Below are 17,065 nucleotides of genomic sequence, written 5' to 3' on the forward strand. Positions count from 1 at the left end.
TATGGTACAAAAAAGGGTATCTTACTCCTGAGCAATTTCATGATCAGGAGGGATACCCTTGTCTTATATATGCCCGCTGTGTAACGGTCTGGTTGTACCGGAGCAGGCTTGTCCCCACTGCTTTCAGGGACTGTCAGAATGCGGCAAATTAGACGACTACACCGGACCATACAGCCCCTACGAACTTCAAGCTTCCTCTGACATGGCAGACGAAACCGAGAGCGTTTGCAATCACTTGATGTATTGTCACCATTGTCAGACAAGTATGCTACTGCCTGTCTCTTTATGGGACTTGTCCGGAAACCTGTAACATTGCCTGCAATGAGGATCTCTAGTGAAGTATGGCAGATACGTCAGTACCCAGTTTGCGCTTATGGATTTCTGCCAATAGCAGCGCGATGAAATCTCTTTCGAGATCCAATTCGATCGCTTTATGGTAGGAATCCAACAACATCTCATCGGATAACATAGCCATTTCCCGCCACAACCTTTCCTTTATTTTCCTCAAAACTATCATATCAGAGATCGGACAAGAGAACAAGCGTTCTTGTTATCCACAACGACGTGTGGAAATCCTGTGTATAGTTTGTTGATAATTGGAAAAAACATAGAATATATATCAGTGGATAATGTGGACATTAATTATACACAGGATAGATAACATCTCTATGAAATTCGGGATTCAAAGAAAATTTAGAGCAATTTTCATATTTTCCACGAACGCTCCGAATGTATTACCCAAAAGTGAAAATTTTCAAACGCTTTTCATCCAATTTCTCTTGTATATACTATCGGTTTTTCTCCCGTTTTCTTTAACGTTTCCAGTAATTTTCATTGAGGTCTGGTATTCACTTCCAAAATCCATATTCTGCCCGAGTGATCCAGTCCATAATCAAATCCCAACTGTCCTATGCCAGGGAACTGACTTTCCATGATATGTGTGCAAGTCAATGTTAAAGAACGCATCTCCTGCCGCTTGTATCGATTAGCAATGTGAGGCAGGGATAAGGCAAGTGCTCTTTTGCCTGACAGCATGGTTCCCCCCTTACTCAGATTCGTTACACACAGACCTGGACGTGCAAGTCTTCCAACCAAAGAACGAAATACCCAGCCCTGTCCCGTCTTCACTACCTTAACTCTGTAATCCACAGGTCTTCCATGAATGGTTGCAAGATGAATTCCTTGTTGAATGATATATCTTCGCTTGGCCTTTACCCTTACAAGGGAGCGATACATCTTAGTAAAGCTTGCAAAAGAACGAGTAACTTTCATATGTGTATATCTAAAAGCCCCGCCGCTGCTGGATACCCGGATCACGCCGTACCCACCGCCTCCAACAACGGGTTTAATATATACCATTCCATAACGTTGCAGCATGTACAGCAGGTTACCTGGATTAAACACTTTTGTTTGCGGGATATGAGCAGCAGCTACCGGATATTTCATCAATGCAGCAGTTTTCCGCCATTTGCTTGCTAACTGTCTCGACATAGGTTGATCTCCTCTCTCCAAACCATGATCCTTCTTTATACATACTCACTCCAAGCATGGTTTTCTTGGATGATTGTCCAAGGCAAAGGCCCCTTTTCTGTGGAACATGTCCTGCTATGCTAAGCGGATTCCAGGACAAACGCCGGTTTACTTTTCAAACGGTTCAATCTGTCGTATGCTACTAAAGAATGACTTGTTTTGGCTAAAAATGAGGATCTAAGGAGCGTTCAAAAGACATGGAAGCATTTTTCAAATCACTTTATGGCGTGGCCTATTTCGCAATGTCCATTGTATTGGTCGCGGTGACGGTACTTCTCTTCGTGATCGGTATTCGTCTGTTTATCAAAAAACGCAATCGTGGCTTTGCCGTAAGTTGTATTTTATTTGCCTGTTTCATCGTCTTTATCATCGTTGTAATGTTCACCACGCCCTTCTCTGCCACGCCTCCAGGCTCACCGGAAGCCCTGGCTGCCCTGTTACATTACGGGTAACCGACCTTTGTAGAAGGAGATGCTTATGACACGAAATAATAAAACACTTGGAATTGTTGATATTGGCTCAAACTCCATTCGTCTAGTGATCTATGAGGTGAGTGAAGACGGAGCGTACCGCATTATTCATGAAGACAAATATGCTGCCCGGCTAAGCGGGGTTGTGGAATCGGATGGCAGTATCCTAAGATCATCTCTATCCACTGCCATAACCGTCCTTCGGCAATTTAAAGCCACCTGTGAGACTTATCAGACTGAACTGATTCGGGCGGCAGCAACTGCCGCGATCCGCAATGCGACCAACGCGGAGCAGATTATTGCATGGCTGGAAAATGAAACTGGACTTACGATTGAATGTGTCTCGGGAGATCGTGAGGCCTATTACGGATTCCTGGGCGTGATACAGTCGATTGACCTGACCGACGGTTTTGTCGTTGACATTGGAGGGGGCAGTACGGAGATCACCGTGTTCCGCAATCGCGAAAGATTGCACAGTGTCTCGCTGCCAATCGGTGCCGTGAATTCACATGCCCGTTATGGAGGCGAGGATCAATGGACCGAAGCCAATGAACAATCCCTTTGCAATGAAGTTATTGAAGCATTAAAGGGACAGACTTGGACTCAGGAACATCCCGGTTTGCCACTCATTGGACTGGGTGGTACAATGCGTACACTCGCAAAAGTAGAACAAAAGCGTACGCAATATTCTTTGCCGGTAACGCATCACTATGAAATTGGAGAGGAAGCGATGGATAATATCGCCCTTTCCTTGCCCTATCTTACTTCCGCTCAACGTAAAAAAGTGCCAGGTCTTGCTAAGGATCGAGCTGACATCATCGTACCAGGCGTATTGATTCTGCGTACTGTCTTCCGCATTATCCGGGGAGACCGTTATGTCGTGAGCGGAGCAGGACTTCGCGACGGGCTTCTGAGAGACTATCTCGCTGCTGGTCAGCCTTCCGCACCTGATGCATTAAAGGATAGCATCCGTAATTTCCTTTATTACGGCCCACCGATCCCGGAGAAACGTCTGAACCGGATTCATCAGGATACGGTTACCTTATACACCGCTTTACAAGAGGCTACGCCTGATGCCTCTGATGAGCGAATTTTGTACACATCCTCTATGCTTCATATGGCTGGCAAACAAATTAACTATTTCCGTTACACGCAACACTCTGCATACTGGATTATGAATGCAAGCATTTACGGTCTGTCCCACAGGGAAACAATTTTAAGTGCCATTGCAGCCGACTATCATCCGAAAAAAAGAACGCCTCAACTTCTACAGAAGCATGAGGACATTCTGAAAGATTCGGATACACAGCATGCTCACCGCATCGGCTCGTTACTGCGTGCGGCCGAAGCGATCCATCGTGCAGAGAGCATTGCCGCCATTCACGCGGTCAAAGAAAAAGACTCGCTGCAGGTCACGTTGACCTGTACAGACGAGCCTTTACTGGAACTGAACGGCCTGGAAGATGCCGTCAAAGATTTGCAAGAAGCCTGGGGAGTTACGTTAAAACACTCCATTGTGCGGGCTTCCAAGGGATAATTCCCATCGCCTCCGTCTGACTTCTCAGCGGGGGCTTTTCATTTTTTACAAATATATAATTGCCGTTTGGCATAAGTTCTCTGGCCTTCACATTGTCATTCAATGACAGATTGAGGATATCCACCAGCATTTTTTTCAATGAAGGATCAAATACAGGACACATCAGCTCAATACGTCGATTTAAGTTACGTGACATCCAGTCTGCACTGGAAATGAAAACATCGGGGTTACCGTCATTTTCAAAGTAAAACAACCGGGAATGTTCAAGAAAACGGTCTACAATACTAATGACTCGAATGTTCTCGCTCAGCCCTTCTACACCTGGACGTAAGCAGCATACGCCGCGGACAATCAGGTCAATCTGCACCCCTGCCTGCGAAGCTACATATAATTGATCTATCATTTCCTGATGGGATAAAGAGTTGATCTTGGCAATAATTCGGGAACGTTTGCCTTTTAATGCATGCTCTGTTTCTCGGCGAATCAATGTGAACAACTCGTCCTTCATGCCATCTGGCGCAACACGGAATGCTTGCAGTGCCTTCGGGCCGGAATAACCGGTAATCTCGTTAAACAGTTCAGATGCATCCTCACCAATGATCGGGTTAGAGGTGAACAAACCTACATCCGTATACACTTTGGCGGTGCTTTCGTTGTAGTTCCCCGTACCGACGTGAACATATCGGCGCAACCCTTGCTGCTCCCGGCGTACAACGAGAATGATTTTTGCATGTGTTTTCAAACCGACCAAACCATAAACGACATGGCAGCCTGCCTTTTCTAGCTTCCGAGCCCATGCAATATTCCGTTCCTCATCAAACCTGGCTTTCAGTTCCACAACAACGGTAACTTGCTTCCCGCTCTCTGCAGCGAGCGCGAGCGCTGGAATAAGACGCGAGTCACCATTGACTCGGTAAAGCGTCATTTTAATAGCCAGAACCTGTGGATCTTCTGAAGCTTCCAGTATAAAATCTGTCACCGGTTCAAACGATTCATACGGGTGATGAACCAGCACATCCTGTCTGCGAAGTAGCTCAAAATGACTTTCTCTCGGCAGGAACTCAGGCGGATATACAGGTTGTACAGGACCATATTTGAGATGTGAGAAACCTTCGAGGCTATCCACAAATCCAGCTAAAAAGCTGAGATCCAGCGGTCCATCAATTTCAAAGATCGGGTCCTGAATTTCAAACTCCTCTTGCAGCTCCTGTAGCGCGTCACTACGGAAATCCTTGCACACTTCCAGTCTGACAGGGGCTCCGCGACGTCTGCGACGCAGCTCTTTTTCGATGGCCTCCAGCAAGTCTTCCGCTTCTTCTTCATTAATGGAGAGATCTGCGTTTCGAGTTACCCGGAACTCCTGCACAGCCAGCGATACATATCCGCTGAACAAGGTGTGCACATGCTGTTTAATCAGGTCTTCGATCAGAATGAAACTTTTTTTCTTGCTATTGGCCCTCAGAGGAACCTTTACAATGCGAGGAAGATTGGAAGGTACCTGCACGATCGCCATAAATGGCTCGCCATCCTGCTCATCTTCTTTTTGTAGCATTACGGACAGATAAACGGACTTGTTATGCACCAGCGGAAAAGGTCGACTCTGGTCGATAGCCATCGGCGTAAGCACCGGAAAAATAATGTCATGATAATATTGATCCATTGCCCGTTGCTGCGTCACATTAAGATCCACATACTCCTGGATGTGCACGCCTTTCTTGGCGAGAAGACGAATGAGCTCACGGTACGTTTTATATTGCTCCGCGACCATGGCCCCGGTTCGTTTAATGAGTCTGCGGTACAACCCTGAAGGGGTATAACCAGTGAAATCTTTTTGTGTGAATCCAGCCTTGATTTTCTCCTTGGTCTCTGCGAGCCTGACACTGACAAACTCATCCAGATTGCTGGCAACAATGCCAAGAAACTTCATCCGCTCCAGCATAGGCGTTGTAGCGTCCTGTGCCTCTTGAAGCACACGCCGATTAAATTCAACCCAACTCAAATCACGATTAACATAGTTGCCTGTTTTAATATCTTTATGCATGTATGGCCTCCGAATGTGATGCATGTCAATTCTTATTTGAACTTCTACTATAATTGTACTATTCGTAATCGACTCCAAGCGTCATCGGAATGTTAACGCAGTGTTAAATTTATGTAAATGATAACTCATGACCGCAACTTTTTCCATCCCTTTACAAAGCACAATAGACAAGGTAAAGTGAACTACAGTGTGTTTTGATCGGCTGTCGTTATTATTCCAAATTCACGTTATTTTAAAGGAGTATCTCATGAAATCGAACAAACCTAGAACATTGCAAAAAAACATTGAATTTTTCACCGCTGCCCTGTCCCAATGTGTGGTTACCGCATGGCAGGAAGATCCCGCAGGTGTATATTGTGAAGTCGGCCACGGCATTGTCGAGCAGATCAGTGATGACAGCGTGCGAATTCGCAATGAGGATGGAACGAAAAGCCATTATGCTCGGGACACGACGATGTTTCAAACCGAAAAATAATTTTTGCGTAAATATGAAAAAAAAGACTAGCTTTCCGAAACAGAGTGTTGTATACTCTTGCCACAAGGAAAGGAGGTGCGTCAACATTTCTAATGTCATGTTGAACGTGTCCCTTACCCGATCCACTACTTCCAAATAAATTGGATGGTAATGGAGGCGCGGGATACGGATCAATGTTTTAAAAAGCGCCACGGGTAGAAAAGCCGTCTTCGGACGGCTTTTTGTTTTGTCTTTTTCTATATAATACATAGGAATGTAACATGTGAAAAAGATGAGAAGTTAAGAAAACAACCAAAATATTGGAAACGGACCCTTTAGCACCATGATTTCGGAAGGCTATAATGAGGATGCATCTCAACTTATAACCAAGGAGGCATGTTGTTATGTTTAGAAATGTAAGGGGTTTCAAGACAAGCATTTTGCTAGCTTTTGTTTTATTAATCACTTCGATCCTGCTACCTGCAGGTCAGCACGCCAGTGCCGCACCGAGTTTTGCCAAAGGAGCAGACATTAGCTGGGTTCCCGGCATGGAAGCTCAAGGGTACAAGTGGAAAGATAAAAACGGGGTACAACGGGACATCATTGATATCTTGAAAAAGGATTACCAGATTAACTCTGTTCGCATCCGTGTTTTCGTTAATCCTTCGAATGATTATGGTAACGGTTACATGAATAAAGATCGCGCTGCCGCTCTCGCACAACGTGCTAAAAATGCAGGTATGAGTGTCATGCTGACACTGCATTACAGCGATTCCTGGGCAGACCCAGGCAAACAAACTAAGCCAGCCGCATGGAAAAATTATACGTTCCAGCAGTTGATGGATGTTGTCTGGAGCTATACCCGTGACGTTATGACAACCATGCAGAGCAAAGGTGTCACTCCAGACTGGGTACAGATCGGCAACGAAACCAGCAACGGTATGTTGTGGGATGATGGTAAAGCTTCGGTTAACATGAAAAATTATGCTTGGCTCGTGAACACAGGACATAACGCTGTAAAATCCATAAGCAGTGGTACCAAAACGATAGTGCATCTTGCAAACGGAGATGACAATGCCCTGTTTGTCTGGAATATCGGTGGACTGATCAACAATGGGGCCAACTTTGACATGATTGCAATGTCTCTCTACCCTTCTGCTTCCGGCTGGAATACAGCTGTGACAAAAACGGTCAACAATGCAAAAGATATGATTAATCGTTATGGTAAAGAAATTATGATCTCCGAAATTGGCATGGACAATAATCAGCCCGCGGCAGGAAAAAGCTTTGTCGCAGCGATGAAAAATCAGATTCGCAATTTGCCAAGTGGCAAAGGAAAAGGTGTATTCTACTGGGAGCCACAAGCTACTCCAGGTTATAATGCTGGTTACACCAAAGGCGCTTGGCAGTCCAATATGATGCCAACGGCTACCATGGAAGGGTTCATTGACTAAGCACAGGAGTTAGAAGCATTTTTGGGGAGGAGACTGCGAGTGGACGTTCCGGGGGCGGGGCGTTCTTTCGATCGCTGGTTGTCCTCGGATCGTTCTGGAATTTCCCCCTCATAGGAGAAAATCCGATGACAAACGCGAACGCTTCGCTTCTACAGAATCGCTCCCGCCCCCTCCACTACGCGCTACGCCTTAAGGGTGGGCTTCTAAAACGTGCTTCGACTTTTCACGGGAGTAAAGGGGAAACATTTATAAAAGGCGCCCACCCATTCGGATGGCGCCTTTGGACGTTGAAGAGCGTTATTGCACCCTATTGACTGGGTGCTTGGAGATATCTACGGTTGAGCGTTTCGAGGGGCAAGTTCAAATGATCCTGCTCGAACTTACATGAACACCATAACAGCTATAAGAGATACAAAAAGACTGAGGATAGCAATCATCGCTTGAATACAGCTAAACGATATATTCTCGATCAGGATCATGTGTTTTCTCTGTACAACATACGAAAATAGAAATGAAGGAAGGATAACCGGAAGATATTGATGAAGATCCGCAACACTCGTACTTGGCAATAGTGTGCCAAGATATCCGTTTGTCGTTTCGTTCACGATTAACCACGTATAGATCATGCCACTGATTACTGAAAAAAGAAACGGAGATATGAAACGAATCCTGTTCCCCGGTAGAACGAAACGACCAGGCTTGTGCTCTGACAACTCATCATTAACCATCATCATTCTCCTCCTAATTCATCATTTGATGATTTTGTTCCTGAAATGCCCTAAAATTCAGCAAACCAGCAACAATAGCCAGAATCGTTAGTACAGCTGCAAACAAATAGAGGTTCACGATGCCTATGATTTCAGCTAGCCAAGCCATACCCAGCAAAGATATGCAAAATATGAGATGCATCATGGAGGCTTGAGCTGATAAAACCTTGGGTAACATCGGATTAGCCACACTACTTTGAATCAACGTACGTCGGTTAATCATAGCAAGCTCAGCAAATGGCCCCATTAACATGACCAGGAACAACGCAACAAAAGACTGTGAGTTTAAAGCATAAACGGCAGTTAGGATTCCATACCCTGCCATCCCTATCATCATAACTGAAAAATATCGACGTCCAATGATTCTGCCTAGGGCAAGTACCAGCAAACCACCACTAATGGTTCCAGCAAAATAAGCTGCATTGATGAAGCCCCACCATTCTTCTCCCTGTCCAAGCGCCACTTGCACAAACGCAAGCGTGAAAGCACCTACCCAAATAGAGCCACCAAGCATGTCGATCATATCCATGAACGTAAGCACTCGCAGACGAGGTGTCTTCCATATCATCTTCCAACCTTCGGTTAACGTGTGCCATCTACTTGTGCCCAGATCAGAAGAAATATCTGCTGCTGCATTCACACGCTTCTCTGGTATCCCTCCATGCGTTGGTTCCTTAACACCAAGTGTAAATACAGCTGCCAAGCCATAAATAACAGCTGCGATTAACAACGTTGAACTTGATCCAATGAATGCAACAATTACGCCGCTTAGGCCCCAACCTGCAAATTGTACAACTTGATCGCTGACGCTCATGAGTCCATTGGCTTTGAGTAGACCTTGTTCATGAGTCACCAGTCGTGGAATCAGCGCATTTCGAGCTGGTGTTGTCCACCCATCGAGAAAAGACATCACAAATATAAGCGAAAACACAAGCACTAATGAGGATTCTACGCTATTAAGCTGTATGTACACTGCCAGACAGATGAACAACAGGAATTGCCCGGTTTGTGAAAAAAAGAGTAGACTCGGCAACTTAAATCGCTGAATGAATAGAGGTGCAACTAAACTACTCAACAACTGAGCCCCACTGCGAATCAATGGCAAAAGTGCCGCAGACACAAGCGAATTTGTACGATCCAGTACCATAACCGTAAGGGCCATAATATACAATACGTCCGCGGCATTGGCTGCTGTTTGGGTTGTCCACAGATAATAAAAAGCACGGGTTAAATACGAGGACTTCATGAACATCTTTCTCCATTTCTATAGCATGCTGTGAAAAAGCATTAAGGGATACTCTCTTTTAGTAATTATATTATCCGTAATCTGCAACATCACTTCGCGGTCGCGCAATTCCAGCACATCCGATGTAGACAGGTCTTCCGGCGTAATCCACCTCGCGTCTGCAATTTCTATAGTATCCAGTTGCAAAGAACCGCCTATAATCTCACCGATAAAATGGAATAAAACCACCTGTTGCTGAAGACTGCTTATAAAATTGTAAATACCTGTTGTAGCAGTTAGTCTAACATCATAACCCGTTTCTTCTCTCACTTCACGATGTGCCGCATCCATTACATCTTCTCCATACTCTATTCGGCCTGAGGGGTAATTCCATGTGTATCGAACAGATGCTTTGTTCTCCTTAACGATCAGCACTTTCCCTTTATTTACAATAGATACACTCACAACGAATACAATGCCTTGTTGCTTCATCAACCCTAACCTCCACCGCCGCAAAAATTCATTCCCTACAATTAGAACATACGTTCCTTAATTTGTAAATAAAAGAATCATTCAGGTTGCCTTACGACTGTGAATTTGGTAAAAAAAAAGCCCTCCTCATCCTTAAGGATGGAAAGGCTAATCATCAGAAAGACTAGATCAATTCAAGTCTTTCAACCCTTTTATGATGTATTAGATCGCTTTCTGTTCCTGGACAGACTTCGCCAGTTTTGTAGCACGCATCGAAGCAATAGCATAGACGATAAGTGCTACCCAAATGAAGGCGAAACCAACCAGCAACACAGGAGAAACAGTTTCCTTAAACACAAATATGCTCAGGACCAACATAATCGTTGGACCGATGTATTGCACAAATCCGAGCGTGGACAGCGACATGCGGGCAGCTGCACGTGCAAAGAACAGCAGCGGCAATGCGGTTACAACGCCGGAAAGCAACAATTCAAAAAACATTGGCGCTGGCAATGTCCAGGCCGTTGTTTTACCCACAATGCCAAGATAAATCCAGTAACCTAATGCAACAGGCAGGACAACTGCCGTCTCTGACAGCAAGCCTACTGACGCATCTTGCTTGATTTTTTTCTTAGCCAGACCATATAAACCAAAGGATGCAGCCAGTGAAATGGAGATCCACGGGAAACGTCCGTAGTCGATCGTAATAATCAGCACAGCAAGCGCTGCAATAGCAATGGCCAGCCATTGCCCCCGGTTCGGTTTCTCATGAAGGAAAACGACGGCAAGCAGCACATTCAGCAAAGGGTTCAGATAATAACCAAGACTAGTCTCCACCACATGACCGTTGTTCACAGCCCAGATGAAAATCAGCCAGTTGATCGCAATCAACAGTCCACTAGCCGTGAGCGACAGTAAAGTTGATCGGCTGGTCCAGATTCGTTTTACATCACTCCAGCGGCGCTGGATAGCGACTAAAATCCCCATAAATACAAATGACCACACCACCCGATGTGACAAAATCTCACCAGCCGGCACGTTGTTAAACAGCTTCCAATAAAGTGGGAGGATTCCCCACATGACATACGCAATAATGGCATTAATTAATCCGCTATTCATGAAACATACCTCTCTTTATGTTCTCTGTCTGAGTCTCTATTTAATCTCTGATGTCTCAACGGATTATACGCCTCGTTCCTTACATAAGTAAAGAAATACTTATAAAAATACAATTTTGTAACAATATACATAGCAGTCTAAACACACAACTTCATTGAAGTGCATTGCTTCTCTTCATAATAGCGTATAATAAGATAAATTCTTTCTCTATGGGGGCCATGACGATGTCACAAGATATCTGGTTTAACTTGCCGGTCAAAGATGTAGAAAAGGCAACTTCTTTTTTTAATGCAATAGGATTTAAAACGACGAACGTTGGTAGCGAGAGAGCCATGATCTCCATAGACCAAACTACAATTATGCTTTTTCCTTATGCAACTTTCGAGAAATTTACCGGAGCCAGAGCTGTGGACACTTCGCATAGCGCAGAGGTTATCATCTCCATTGGTGCTGATAGCAGAGAAGCAGTCGACTCCTTTATTCAGAATGTAGAGCGTGCCGGAGGAGGCATCTTTGGCAAGCCAGGAGAGACGGACGGTTGGATGTATGGTGCAGGGTTTGCGGATTTGGATGGTCATCGCTGGAATCTGCTGTACATGGATGAGAGCAAGATGCCAAAGCGTCAATAATGAGCCCAATCATAGATAACATCTGATAGATCATAAATAATTTTACATCAACAAAAACGGACACTCGCTTATCCAAGCAAGTGTCCGTTTGTTTTTAGTTTATTTTACAAACATATCTAATTATTACTTCGCTTCGCCAACTACAGTAAAGCGTTCATTTTTATGCTGCGGGTTCTCAATCTCATCCACAAGCGCAATCGCGTAATCGGCATAGCTGATGTAGCTGTTGCCTTCACTGTTTACCATAATTACATCGTTGCCGGACTGGTATTTTCCAGTACGTACGCCTTCCGGATTGAAGAAACCAGCCGGGCTAAGGAATGTCCATTGAATGCCGGAAGATGCTTGTAAGTCTTGCAGGTTCTTTCCTTGGTTGGATGCTGTTGCTTTGTACGCATCAGGGAATCCAGGGGAATCGACAACACGCAGCGTTTTGGACTCGTCCGTGAACAAGCTCCCCGCACCACCCACAACGATCAGACGAGTGTTAGGAGCATCTTTCAAAATGTTGATCAGGGCTTGTCCAGCTTCCACGTGCAGGTTTTCTTTGCCTGCTGGTGCACCAAACGCATTCACAACCACATCAAAGGCCTGAACATCTGAAGCCGTCAGATCAAATACGTCTTTTTCCAATACATTCAGGCTTTTGTCTTCTAATTTGGATGCATTTCGCACAATCGCTGTTACTTCGTGCCCGCGGTCTACCGCTTCTTTCAAAATAGTACTTCCCGCTTTACCTGTTGCACCAATAATTGCAATTTTCATCGTCAATCTCTCCTTCAGTATCGTTTTTTTACTACCTATTATGTTAAGGTTGTTTCCCTAATTCACAATGTAACTATAAATGTTACAACTTATCTTGTCAATACGTTTTCTTTTATCTTTTAACCATACATCCACGAAAGATGTGGAGCTGGAATGAAGTTCATTAGATAACAATGAATAAAGTTGATCCTTGCACTAAAAATAAACAGATGAATATCCTCCTGCCAATATTATTAATGCCATAATAAGAAGCCTTGTTCTCAATAAACAAGGCTTCTTTCCTTTCTTCTTCACACCATCAACTTAGGCGCTCCTACGTCCCAATCTCCAAGGGGAAGCATGGATAAACTCTACTGGCAAAGATGTCACTGGGCTGTCACCATTACTTGAAAATGTTGCTCCCGCTGGGGCTCCTGATGTGATGACACCAGCATGATAAGTGCTTACCCCAAGAGGAAATACATAATTGCGACCCCCGTTGTTATCCCAAGTACCACTTCCGTTGTTGAAAACGGCCTCCAGTCCGGTCGATGTACCTACATCGATTGTAATTTTGTTATACCCTGGCAGGTCTGATACTGGGATTGGAACACCTGGAGGTGTCGTCCATGTCCCTCCTGCCGGACGGTAATGAATGTTAGGCTGCGCGTATCCCTGCTTATAGTAGAGTGTGACACTATTGCTCTTTGGTGCAGCATCGGTCGTCACACGGACTTCCGCACTTGCTGCCGATTTGTTCTGCGCTGCATCATAAGCTACAACATAGTAAACATGAGCTGTCTCAGCGTTCAAACCTGTATCCGTATACGCAGTTGTTGTGCTTGTGCCAATGTTGACGCCATCCCGAAATATTTCGTATCCGGTTACACCTGTATTATCTGTTGATGGACTCCAAGCAAGGGATACACGATCGGAAGCTTTTGAGGTGACTGTCAGATTTGTGGGTACGCTAGGCGGAGCCGTATCTGCTTGTGGCCCACCTTGAGTGATGACCCCTGCATTATAGGTGCTCACCCCTAAAGGGAACTGATAGTTCTTTCCACCGTTGTTGTCCCACGTACCGCTGCCATTGTTGAAAACCGCTTCAAGTCCGGTAGCAGTGCCTACATTCACGGTCATTTTCATGTATCCTGGCATTTCAGCTGCCGTCATTTTTACACCCGGAGCCGTCGTCCAGGTTCCACCTGTCGGACGATAATGAATATATGGATTGGTGTAACCCTGTTTGTAATATATGGTGACCACATTGCCTTCTTTGGTCTTTACCGTGACTGACTCACTGACGGCCGAGACATTTCCTGCCGCATCGACGGCTTTGATGGTGTATACATAATTGGTTGCGGGAGCGAGAGAAGAATCGGTATACGTCAGTCGGGTTGCTTCTCCAACTTTACTTCCATCACGATAGATGTCGTATCTCGCAACTCCGTAATTATCCTGACTTGCTACCCAGTCCACAGTTACAGTGGATGAAGTAGACTCTTTAATCACAACGTTTGTCGGTGCTGTTGGTGGCTCAGTATCTGCAACGAGTGTCTGCACTTGTAAAGTTTGACTGGCATCAGATATGTTATTGGCCTTATCCCTGGCTTTAATGCTGTACGTGTAGGTTTTGGCAGGTTCAAGTCCGGTATCTGTATACTCCGTCGTCTGGGAACTGCCCACTTTGGTGCCATTCCGATAGATATCATAACCATCGACACCAACATTGTCCGTAGCTGCTGTCCATTGAAGAGTGACACTTTGATCCGTTACACGTGTGGATTTCACCCCGGTTGGAGCGGAAGGCGGCATCTGATCCACGACTAGGAATGGGTGAGTACCCTGGATCGTTCCACCCGCATCCTCCACCACTTTACCAGTGGTGTCCTTCTTGTATTTTCCGGTTCCTACATACACCGTCTGAATCTCACTGCGAGTCACATTGCCGTTACCGTCTACCGCCTCGATATAATAGTCAACCAGTTGATCCCTGAAATCGTTGAAATAGGTATAATACATATCGCCGATTTCTTGAGCTCTTACACGTTTAAACATGTCCGTACTGCTTGGTTGCCAAGCCACCCCGTTGATGTCAGGCTTCAAATCACGCTTGGTCATCGGATATTCCTTCCAAAGGCTCACTTTTGCAGGATCAATGTTGGACACACCTTTGGCTTTGAGCGCTGCCGGATCATACACACGGAAAGTGTTATCCTTCGCATCCGCCTGCTTATCCCGATGAGTCCGTACTTTCACTTTGATATCACGAATCCCGCTCACATCATAAGCGTAGGTGTAGATGCCAAACGTATTGTCAAAATAATGAAGCGTCCATCCCTCTGCCTTACTAACATTGGCACTGCCTGGATTATACGGATAACGCTGCGGCCACCAGACTGACGGGCCTGTGCGATCCTTAGTTAGCTGGCCATTAACGTATGGCTTGGAGAAAAACAGAGACTGATTAAAGGATAGTGTCGGCTTCACACCGTCATCCACATTTTCATCATAGTATCCAAAACCGGAATCCAGCGCTGGCAAAAGGAAATACCAGCTCAGCTCTGCCGGGTTCGCCCCACCCTTATAATTGTTTGCCGGATCTCCCTTGACTGGGTAAGCCATCATCCATGGATTCAGCTGATTGCCTTCGTAGGTGATCTCCCGATCCAGTGCTGTAGAAGGTTTCCAATGGTTCGGGTTGTCATCCAGCCACATTTGTTCGGCTGTCTTTGCATAGTTGAGCGCTGCCTGTTCCAGGGGCAAAGTTACGCTCCAGATAGTGATAACCGTATTCAAAGGATACCGTCATGCCTTCCTGAACCCCGTCCAGATTCTTTTTGGGCTCCAGTTGAAGACCGGTAGCTTTGTTGAACGCATCAAACTGTCCTTTCCAGATGCCAAAAGGTAGACGCCAGTGATACCATGTCGGATCGGATGAGGAGTCACGCGTATCGATCCACGAGCCATCCTGCACATGTACCACATCCTCGGCTTTTGGCGTATTCGTACGCAAGTACTCGTTGATGCTCTCTCCTTTTACCCCGGGTTGTGCATAAGTCACATCGCCTGCATTGCGCCAAGTGTCCTCAGAACCTGCACGGCCTGAAGAATTATCCCCATCATGTGCAATAACAAAAAACTGCTTCTGATCCACTAGTCCCTCAAATGGTTTGAGTGCATCTGCCTTCACCGAGCCTTGGTAGCCTTCTTCCCATGATTCTGCCTGAGCTACAGGGATACCAACAATCTTCTTCTCTGCTCCGGTTTCGGGATTCACGTGCCGCACCCAGTGCGGTGTAGAGGCAAATGGGTATTTGTTGTACACGACCTGTTTTTCATTGAACATCGGTGCAGACACCCACGAACCAACACTACTGGTGTTTTGCAGATCGGCTCGATTTGGTGGAGAAATCATCGTATCCTTGCCAGGATCGTTCAACAACGGATAATCTTTGAGAGTACGTGAAAAGTGATTGTTGCCGATCACAGACCATTCAATGCCCAGCTGATCCAGCACGGGAATAATGCGTTCCGAGAAGCCAAGCTCGGTCGGGAAGAAACCTTTGGATGATTTGAAGCTGTCCCCTAGGAAAAAGGGTTGAGCCATGACTGCATTTTGGTATATCAGATCCTTGAGCAAATATTCATTACCCGCAAGTGGCCCCATAGAGTGGTGCCCGGTAAAATGAACGAGATCCATCGTACGTTCTCCATGGGTCGTTTTCAGATTGTTGTACGCGCTCTTCCAGGGAGCACCCCAAGCTTTGTTGTTGTAACCGTTTACATTATTGGTATACATAAAGCTGTCCACATTGTTAAGAAGGGAGCCTGACATGGTTACCTGCATACCTGCGGCTGGATGGTTATTTTTGAGATCACCTGCCACTTGCCATGGCCAACTGAGATAGGCTCCTGTTTTCGCATGATGCGTGTAATAAGCGACCAGATCGTCATGTGGCATCGGTGCACCACCAGGCAGAAAATACGGATAACCTGCTGGGGGATTTTTTTTCAATTCTATGACTTGCCCGTCATAGGTGTATCGGATGGGTGATCCTACAGGTGTGGAAGCATACTTGGCCGTATCGTAGTAAGCCCAGAAATTCGGCATATGGTTATGGTACACATGGGAAGCGGAGATTTCAGCATAAGCTGCTGGGGTATGTGTGGAAACAACGATGGATAATGCCAACAGAAATGCGCCTAGCCTGCGCACAAGCTTCATGTTTTTCCTCCCTTATCTGTTGCCCCTGTGGGGACCATGAATTTGAATTCATTTGAAAGTCAGTAGAACCTTGCTAACGAATCTTTTGTTTGAATGTGAAAATGAGCCTGCTATCGCGCCTCCTCTCTCCTGTAATCCTGTCATTCTTTGATTTTCTGCTAAAAAAATCTTCGAGCGATCCAAGCAAGATAACGCCTTTTTGCACAAACGTTTGCATATTTAAGAAATGAATAACCTCTTATACACCAACGATTATCGGGTATGACACCGGCAAATACGTCGATTATAAGTTTAATTATTGCAAACGTTTGCACAAAATAATATACCTACACATGGAACAAAATGTCAATATCGGAAATGCGTAATCAACCCTCCCCACTTCAGACTGGCTTAAAG

16 protein-coding genes are annotated in these 17,065 nt (G+C 45.4%); 6 read left to right on the top strand and 10 right to left on the bottom strand.

The window, feature by feature from the left end; all coding sequences use genetic code 11:
* Nucleotides 1–58 precede the first annotated feature (58 nt).
* The gene (locus tag MHI38_RS10755; RefSeq protein WP_139168882.1) at nucleotides 59–310 is read left to right on the top strand and encodes a hypothetical protein; all 252 of its coding nucleotides are present in this window, start codon (nucleotides 59–61) and stop codon (nucleotides 308–310) included.
* A gap of 21 nt (nucleotides 311–331) precedes the next feature.
* Here MHI38_RS10755 and MHI38_RS10760 read toward each other — a convergent pair whose 3' ends face one another.
* Complete coding sequence (locus MHI38_RS10760) at nucleotides 332–475, bottom strand: sporulation histidine kinase inhibitor Sda (protein ID WP_024632651.1); 144 nt, start codon at nucleotides 473–475, stop codon at nucleotides 332–334.
* Between the two features lie 356 nt (nucleotides 476–831).
* Nucleotides 832–1,491: a YheC/YheD family protein gene (locus MHI38_RS10765; protein ID WP_090919505.1), complete on the bottom strand. Its 660-nt coding sequence runs from the start codon at nucleotides 1,489–1,491 to the stop codon at nucleotides 832–834.
* A 236-nt stretch (nucleotides 1,492–1,727) separates the two neighbouring features.
* Between MHI38_RS10765 and MHI38_RS10770 the strand changes: the two genes are divergently transcribed.
* Nucleotides 1,728–1,982, top strand: a complete 255-nt coding sequence (locus tag MHI38_RS10770) for a hypothetical protein (RefSeq protein ID WP_154891060.1) — start codon at nucleotides 1,728–1,730, stop codon at nucleotides 1,980–1,982.
* 25 nt (nucleotides 1,983–2,007) lie between these two features.
* Nucleotides 2,008–3,537: a Ppx/GppA phosphatase family protein gene (locus MHI38_RS10775; protein WP_341181249.1), complete on the top strand. Its 1,530-nt coding sequence runs from the start codon at nucleotides 2,008–2,010 to the stop codon at nucleotides 3,535–3,537.
* Here the strand turns inward: MHI38_RS10775 and ppk1 are convergent.
* Nucleotides 3,497–5,578 (bottom strand): polyphosphate kinase 1, encoded by a 2,082-nt coding sequence (gene ppk1 / locus MHI38_RS10780; RefSeq protein ID WP_341181250.1) that lies wholly within the window; start codon nucleotides 5,576–5,578, stop codon nucleotides 3,497–3,499. The two genes, MHI38_RS10775 and ppk1, sit on opposite strands and share 41 nt — an antisense overlap.
* A 247-nt stretch (nucleotides 5,579–5,825) precedes the next feature.
* Between ppk1 and MHI38_RS10785 the strand changes: the two genes are divergently transcribed.
* On the top strand, nucleotides 5,826–6,053 hold the full coding sequence (locus MHI38_RS10785) for a hypothetical protein (protein ID WP_090919517.1): 228 nt from the start codon (nucleotides 5,826–5,828) through the stop codon (nucleotides 6,051–6,053).
* Between the two features lie 383 nt (nucleotides 6,054–6,436).
* Nucleotides 6,437–7,486 (top strand): glycoside hydrolase family 53 protein, encoded by a 1,050-nt coding sequence (locus MHI38_RS10790; protein WP_154985062.1) that lies wholly within the window; start codon nucleotides 6,437–6,439, stop codon nucleotides 7,484–7,486.
* Between the two features lie 380 nt (nucleotides 7,487–7,866).
* On the opposite strand, the gene MHI38_RS10795 is transcribed toward MHI38_RS10790, so the two are convergent.
* From MHI38_RS10795 to rarD, 4 genes are all read right to left on the bottom strand, one after another.
* Nucleotides 7,867–8,217, bottom strand: a complete 351-nt coding sequence (locus MHI38_RS10795; RefSeq protein ID WP_186809764.1) for a hypothetical protein — start codon at nucleotides 8,215–8,217, stop codon at nucleotides 7,867–7,869.
* A 10-nt stretch (nucleotides 8,218–8,227) separates the two neighbouring features.
* A complete protein-coding gene (locus tag MHI38_RS10800) occupies nucleotides 8,228–9,499 on the bottom strand; it encodes an MFS transporter (protein ID WP_341181251.1) in 1,272 nt (423 codons plus the stop codon).
* 18 nt (nucleotides 9,500–9,517) lie between these two features.
* Nucleotides 9,518–9,970, bottom strand: a complete 453-nt coding sequence (locus MHI38_RS10805; RefSeq protein WP_090919529.1) for an NUDIX hydrolase — start codon at nucleotides 9,968–9,970, stop codon at nucleotides 9,518–9,520.
* 201 nt (nucleotides 9,971–10,171) lie between these two features.
* The gene (gene rarD, locus MHI38_RS10810; protein WP_154959687.1) at nucleotides 10,172–11,068 is read right to left on the bottom strand and encodes an EamA family transporter RarD; all 897 of its coding nucleotides are present in this window, start codon (nucleotides 11,066–11,068) and stop codon (nucleotides 10,172–10,174) included.
* Between the two features lie 224 nt (nucleotides 11,069–11,292).
* On the opposite strand from rarD, the gene MHI38_RS10815 reads away from it, so the two are divergent.
* A complete protein-coding gene (locus tag MHI38_RS10815; RefSeq protein ID WP_154985064.1) occupies nucleotides 11,293–11,697 on the top strand; it encodes a VOC family protein in 405 nt (134 codons plus the stop codon).
* A gap of 123 nt (nucleotides 11,698–11,820) precedes the next feature.
* On the opposite strand, the gene MHI38_RS10820 is transcribed toward MHI38_RS10815, so the two are convergent.
* The 3 genes from MHI38_RS10820 to MHI38_RS10830 all read right to left on the bottom strand — a co-directional run bounded on the left by MHI38_RS10820 (nucleotide 11,821) and on the right by MHI38_RS10830 (nucleotide 16,669).
* Nucleotides 11,821–12,462 (bottom strand): NAD(P)-dependent oxidoreductase, encoded by a 642-nt coding sequence (locus MHI38_RS10820; RefSeq protein ID WP_090919539.1) that lies wholly within the window; start codon nucleotides 12,460–12,462, stop codon nucleotides 11,821–11,823.
* Between the two features lie 303 nt (nucleotides 12,463–12,765).
* The gene (locus tag MHI38_RS10825) at nucleotides 12,766–15,240 is read right to left on the bottom strand and encodes a carbohydrate binding domain-containing protein (protein ID WP_341181252.1); all 2,475 of its coding nucleotides are present in this window, start codon (nucleotides 15,238–15,240) and stop codon (nucleotides 12,766–12,768) included.
* Nucleotides 15,146–16,669, bottom strand: coding sequence for a hypothetical protein (locus tag MHI38_RS10830; protein ID WP_341181253.1), 1,524 nt, complete (start codon nucleotides 16,667–16,669; stop codon nucleotides 15,146–15,148). Before MHI38_RS10830 ends, MHI38_RS10825 begins: the two co-directional genes overlap by 95 nt.
* Nucleotides 16,670–17,065 lie beyond the last annotated feature (396 nt).

Source organism: Paenibacillus sp. FSL K6-1558 (genome assembly GCF_038002565.1).
GTDB lineage: Bacteria > Bacillota > Bacilli > Paenibacillales > Paenibacillaceae > Paenibacillus > Paenibacillus polysaccharolyticus.

Excerpts from the sequence above, each read along its gene's own strand:
- MHI38_RS10815 (WP_154985064.1), top strand. The coding sequence starts at position 11,293 with ATGTCACAAGATATCTGGTTTAACTTGCCGGTCAAAGATGTAGAAAAG.
- MHI38_RS10830 (WP_341181253.1), bottom strand. The coding sequence starts at position 16,669 with ATGAAGCTTGTGCGCAGGCTAGGCGCATTTCTGTTGGCATTATCCATC.
- MHI38_RS10770 (WP_154891060.1), top strand. The coding sequence starts at position 1,728 with ATGGAAGCATTTTTCAAATCACTTTATGGCGTGGCCTATTTCGCAATG.
- MHI38_RS10760 (WP_024632651.1), bottom strand. The coding sequence starts at position 475 with ATGGCTATGTTATCCGATGAGATGTTGTTGGATTCCTACCATAAAGCG.
- MHI38_RS10765 (WP_090919505.1), bottom strand. The coding sequence starts at position 1,491 with ATGTCGAGACAGTTAGCAAGCAAATGGCGGAAAACTGCTGCATTGATG.
- MHI38_RS10820 (WP_090919539.1), bottom strand. The coding sequence starts at position 12,462 with ATGAAAATTGCAATTATTGGTGCAACAGGTAAAGCGGGAAGTACTATT.
- MHI38_RS10775 (WP_341181249.1), top strand. The coding sequence starts at position 2,008 with ATGACACGAAATAATAAAACACTTGGAATTGTTGATATTGGCTCAAAC.
- MHI38_RS10800 (WP_341181251.1), bottom strand. The coding sequence starts at position 9,499 with ATGAAGTCCTCGTATTTAACCCGTGCTTTTTATTATCTGTGGACAACC.
- MHI38_RS10795 (WP_186809764.1), bottom strand. The coding sequence starts at position 8,217 with ATGATGGTTAATGATGAGTTGTCAGAGCACAAGCCTGGTCGTTTCGTT.
- rarD (WP_154959687.1), bottom strand. The coding sequence starts at position 11,068 with ATGAATAGCGGATTAATTAATGCCATTATTGCGTATGTCATGTGGGGA.
- MHI38_RS10790 (WP_154985062.1), top strand. The coding sequence starts at position 6,437 with ATGTTTAGAAATGTAAGGGGTTTCAAGACAAGCATTTTGCTAGCTTTT.
- MHI38_RS10785 (WP_090919517.1), top strand. The coding sequence starts at position 5,826 with ATGAAATCGAACAAACCTAGAACATTGCAAAAAAACATTGAATTTTTC.
- MHI38_RS10805 (WP_090919529.1), bottom strand. The coding sequence starts at position 9,970 with ATGAAGCAACAAGGCATTGTATTCGTTGTGAGTGTATCTATTGTAAAT.
- ppk1 (WP_341181250.1), bottom strand. The coding sequence starts at position 5,578 with ATGCATAAAGATATTAAAACAGGCAACTATGTTAATCGTGATTTGAGT.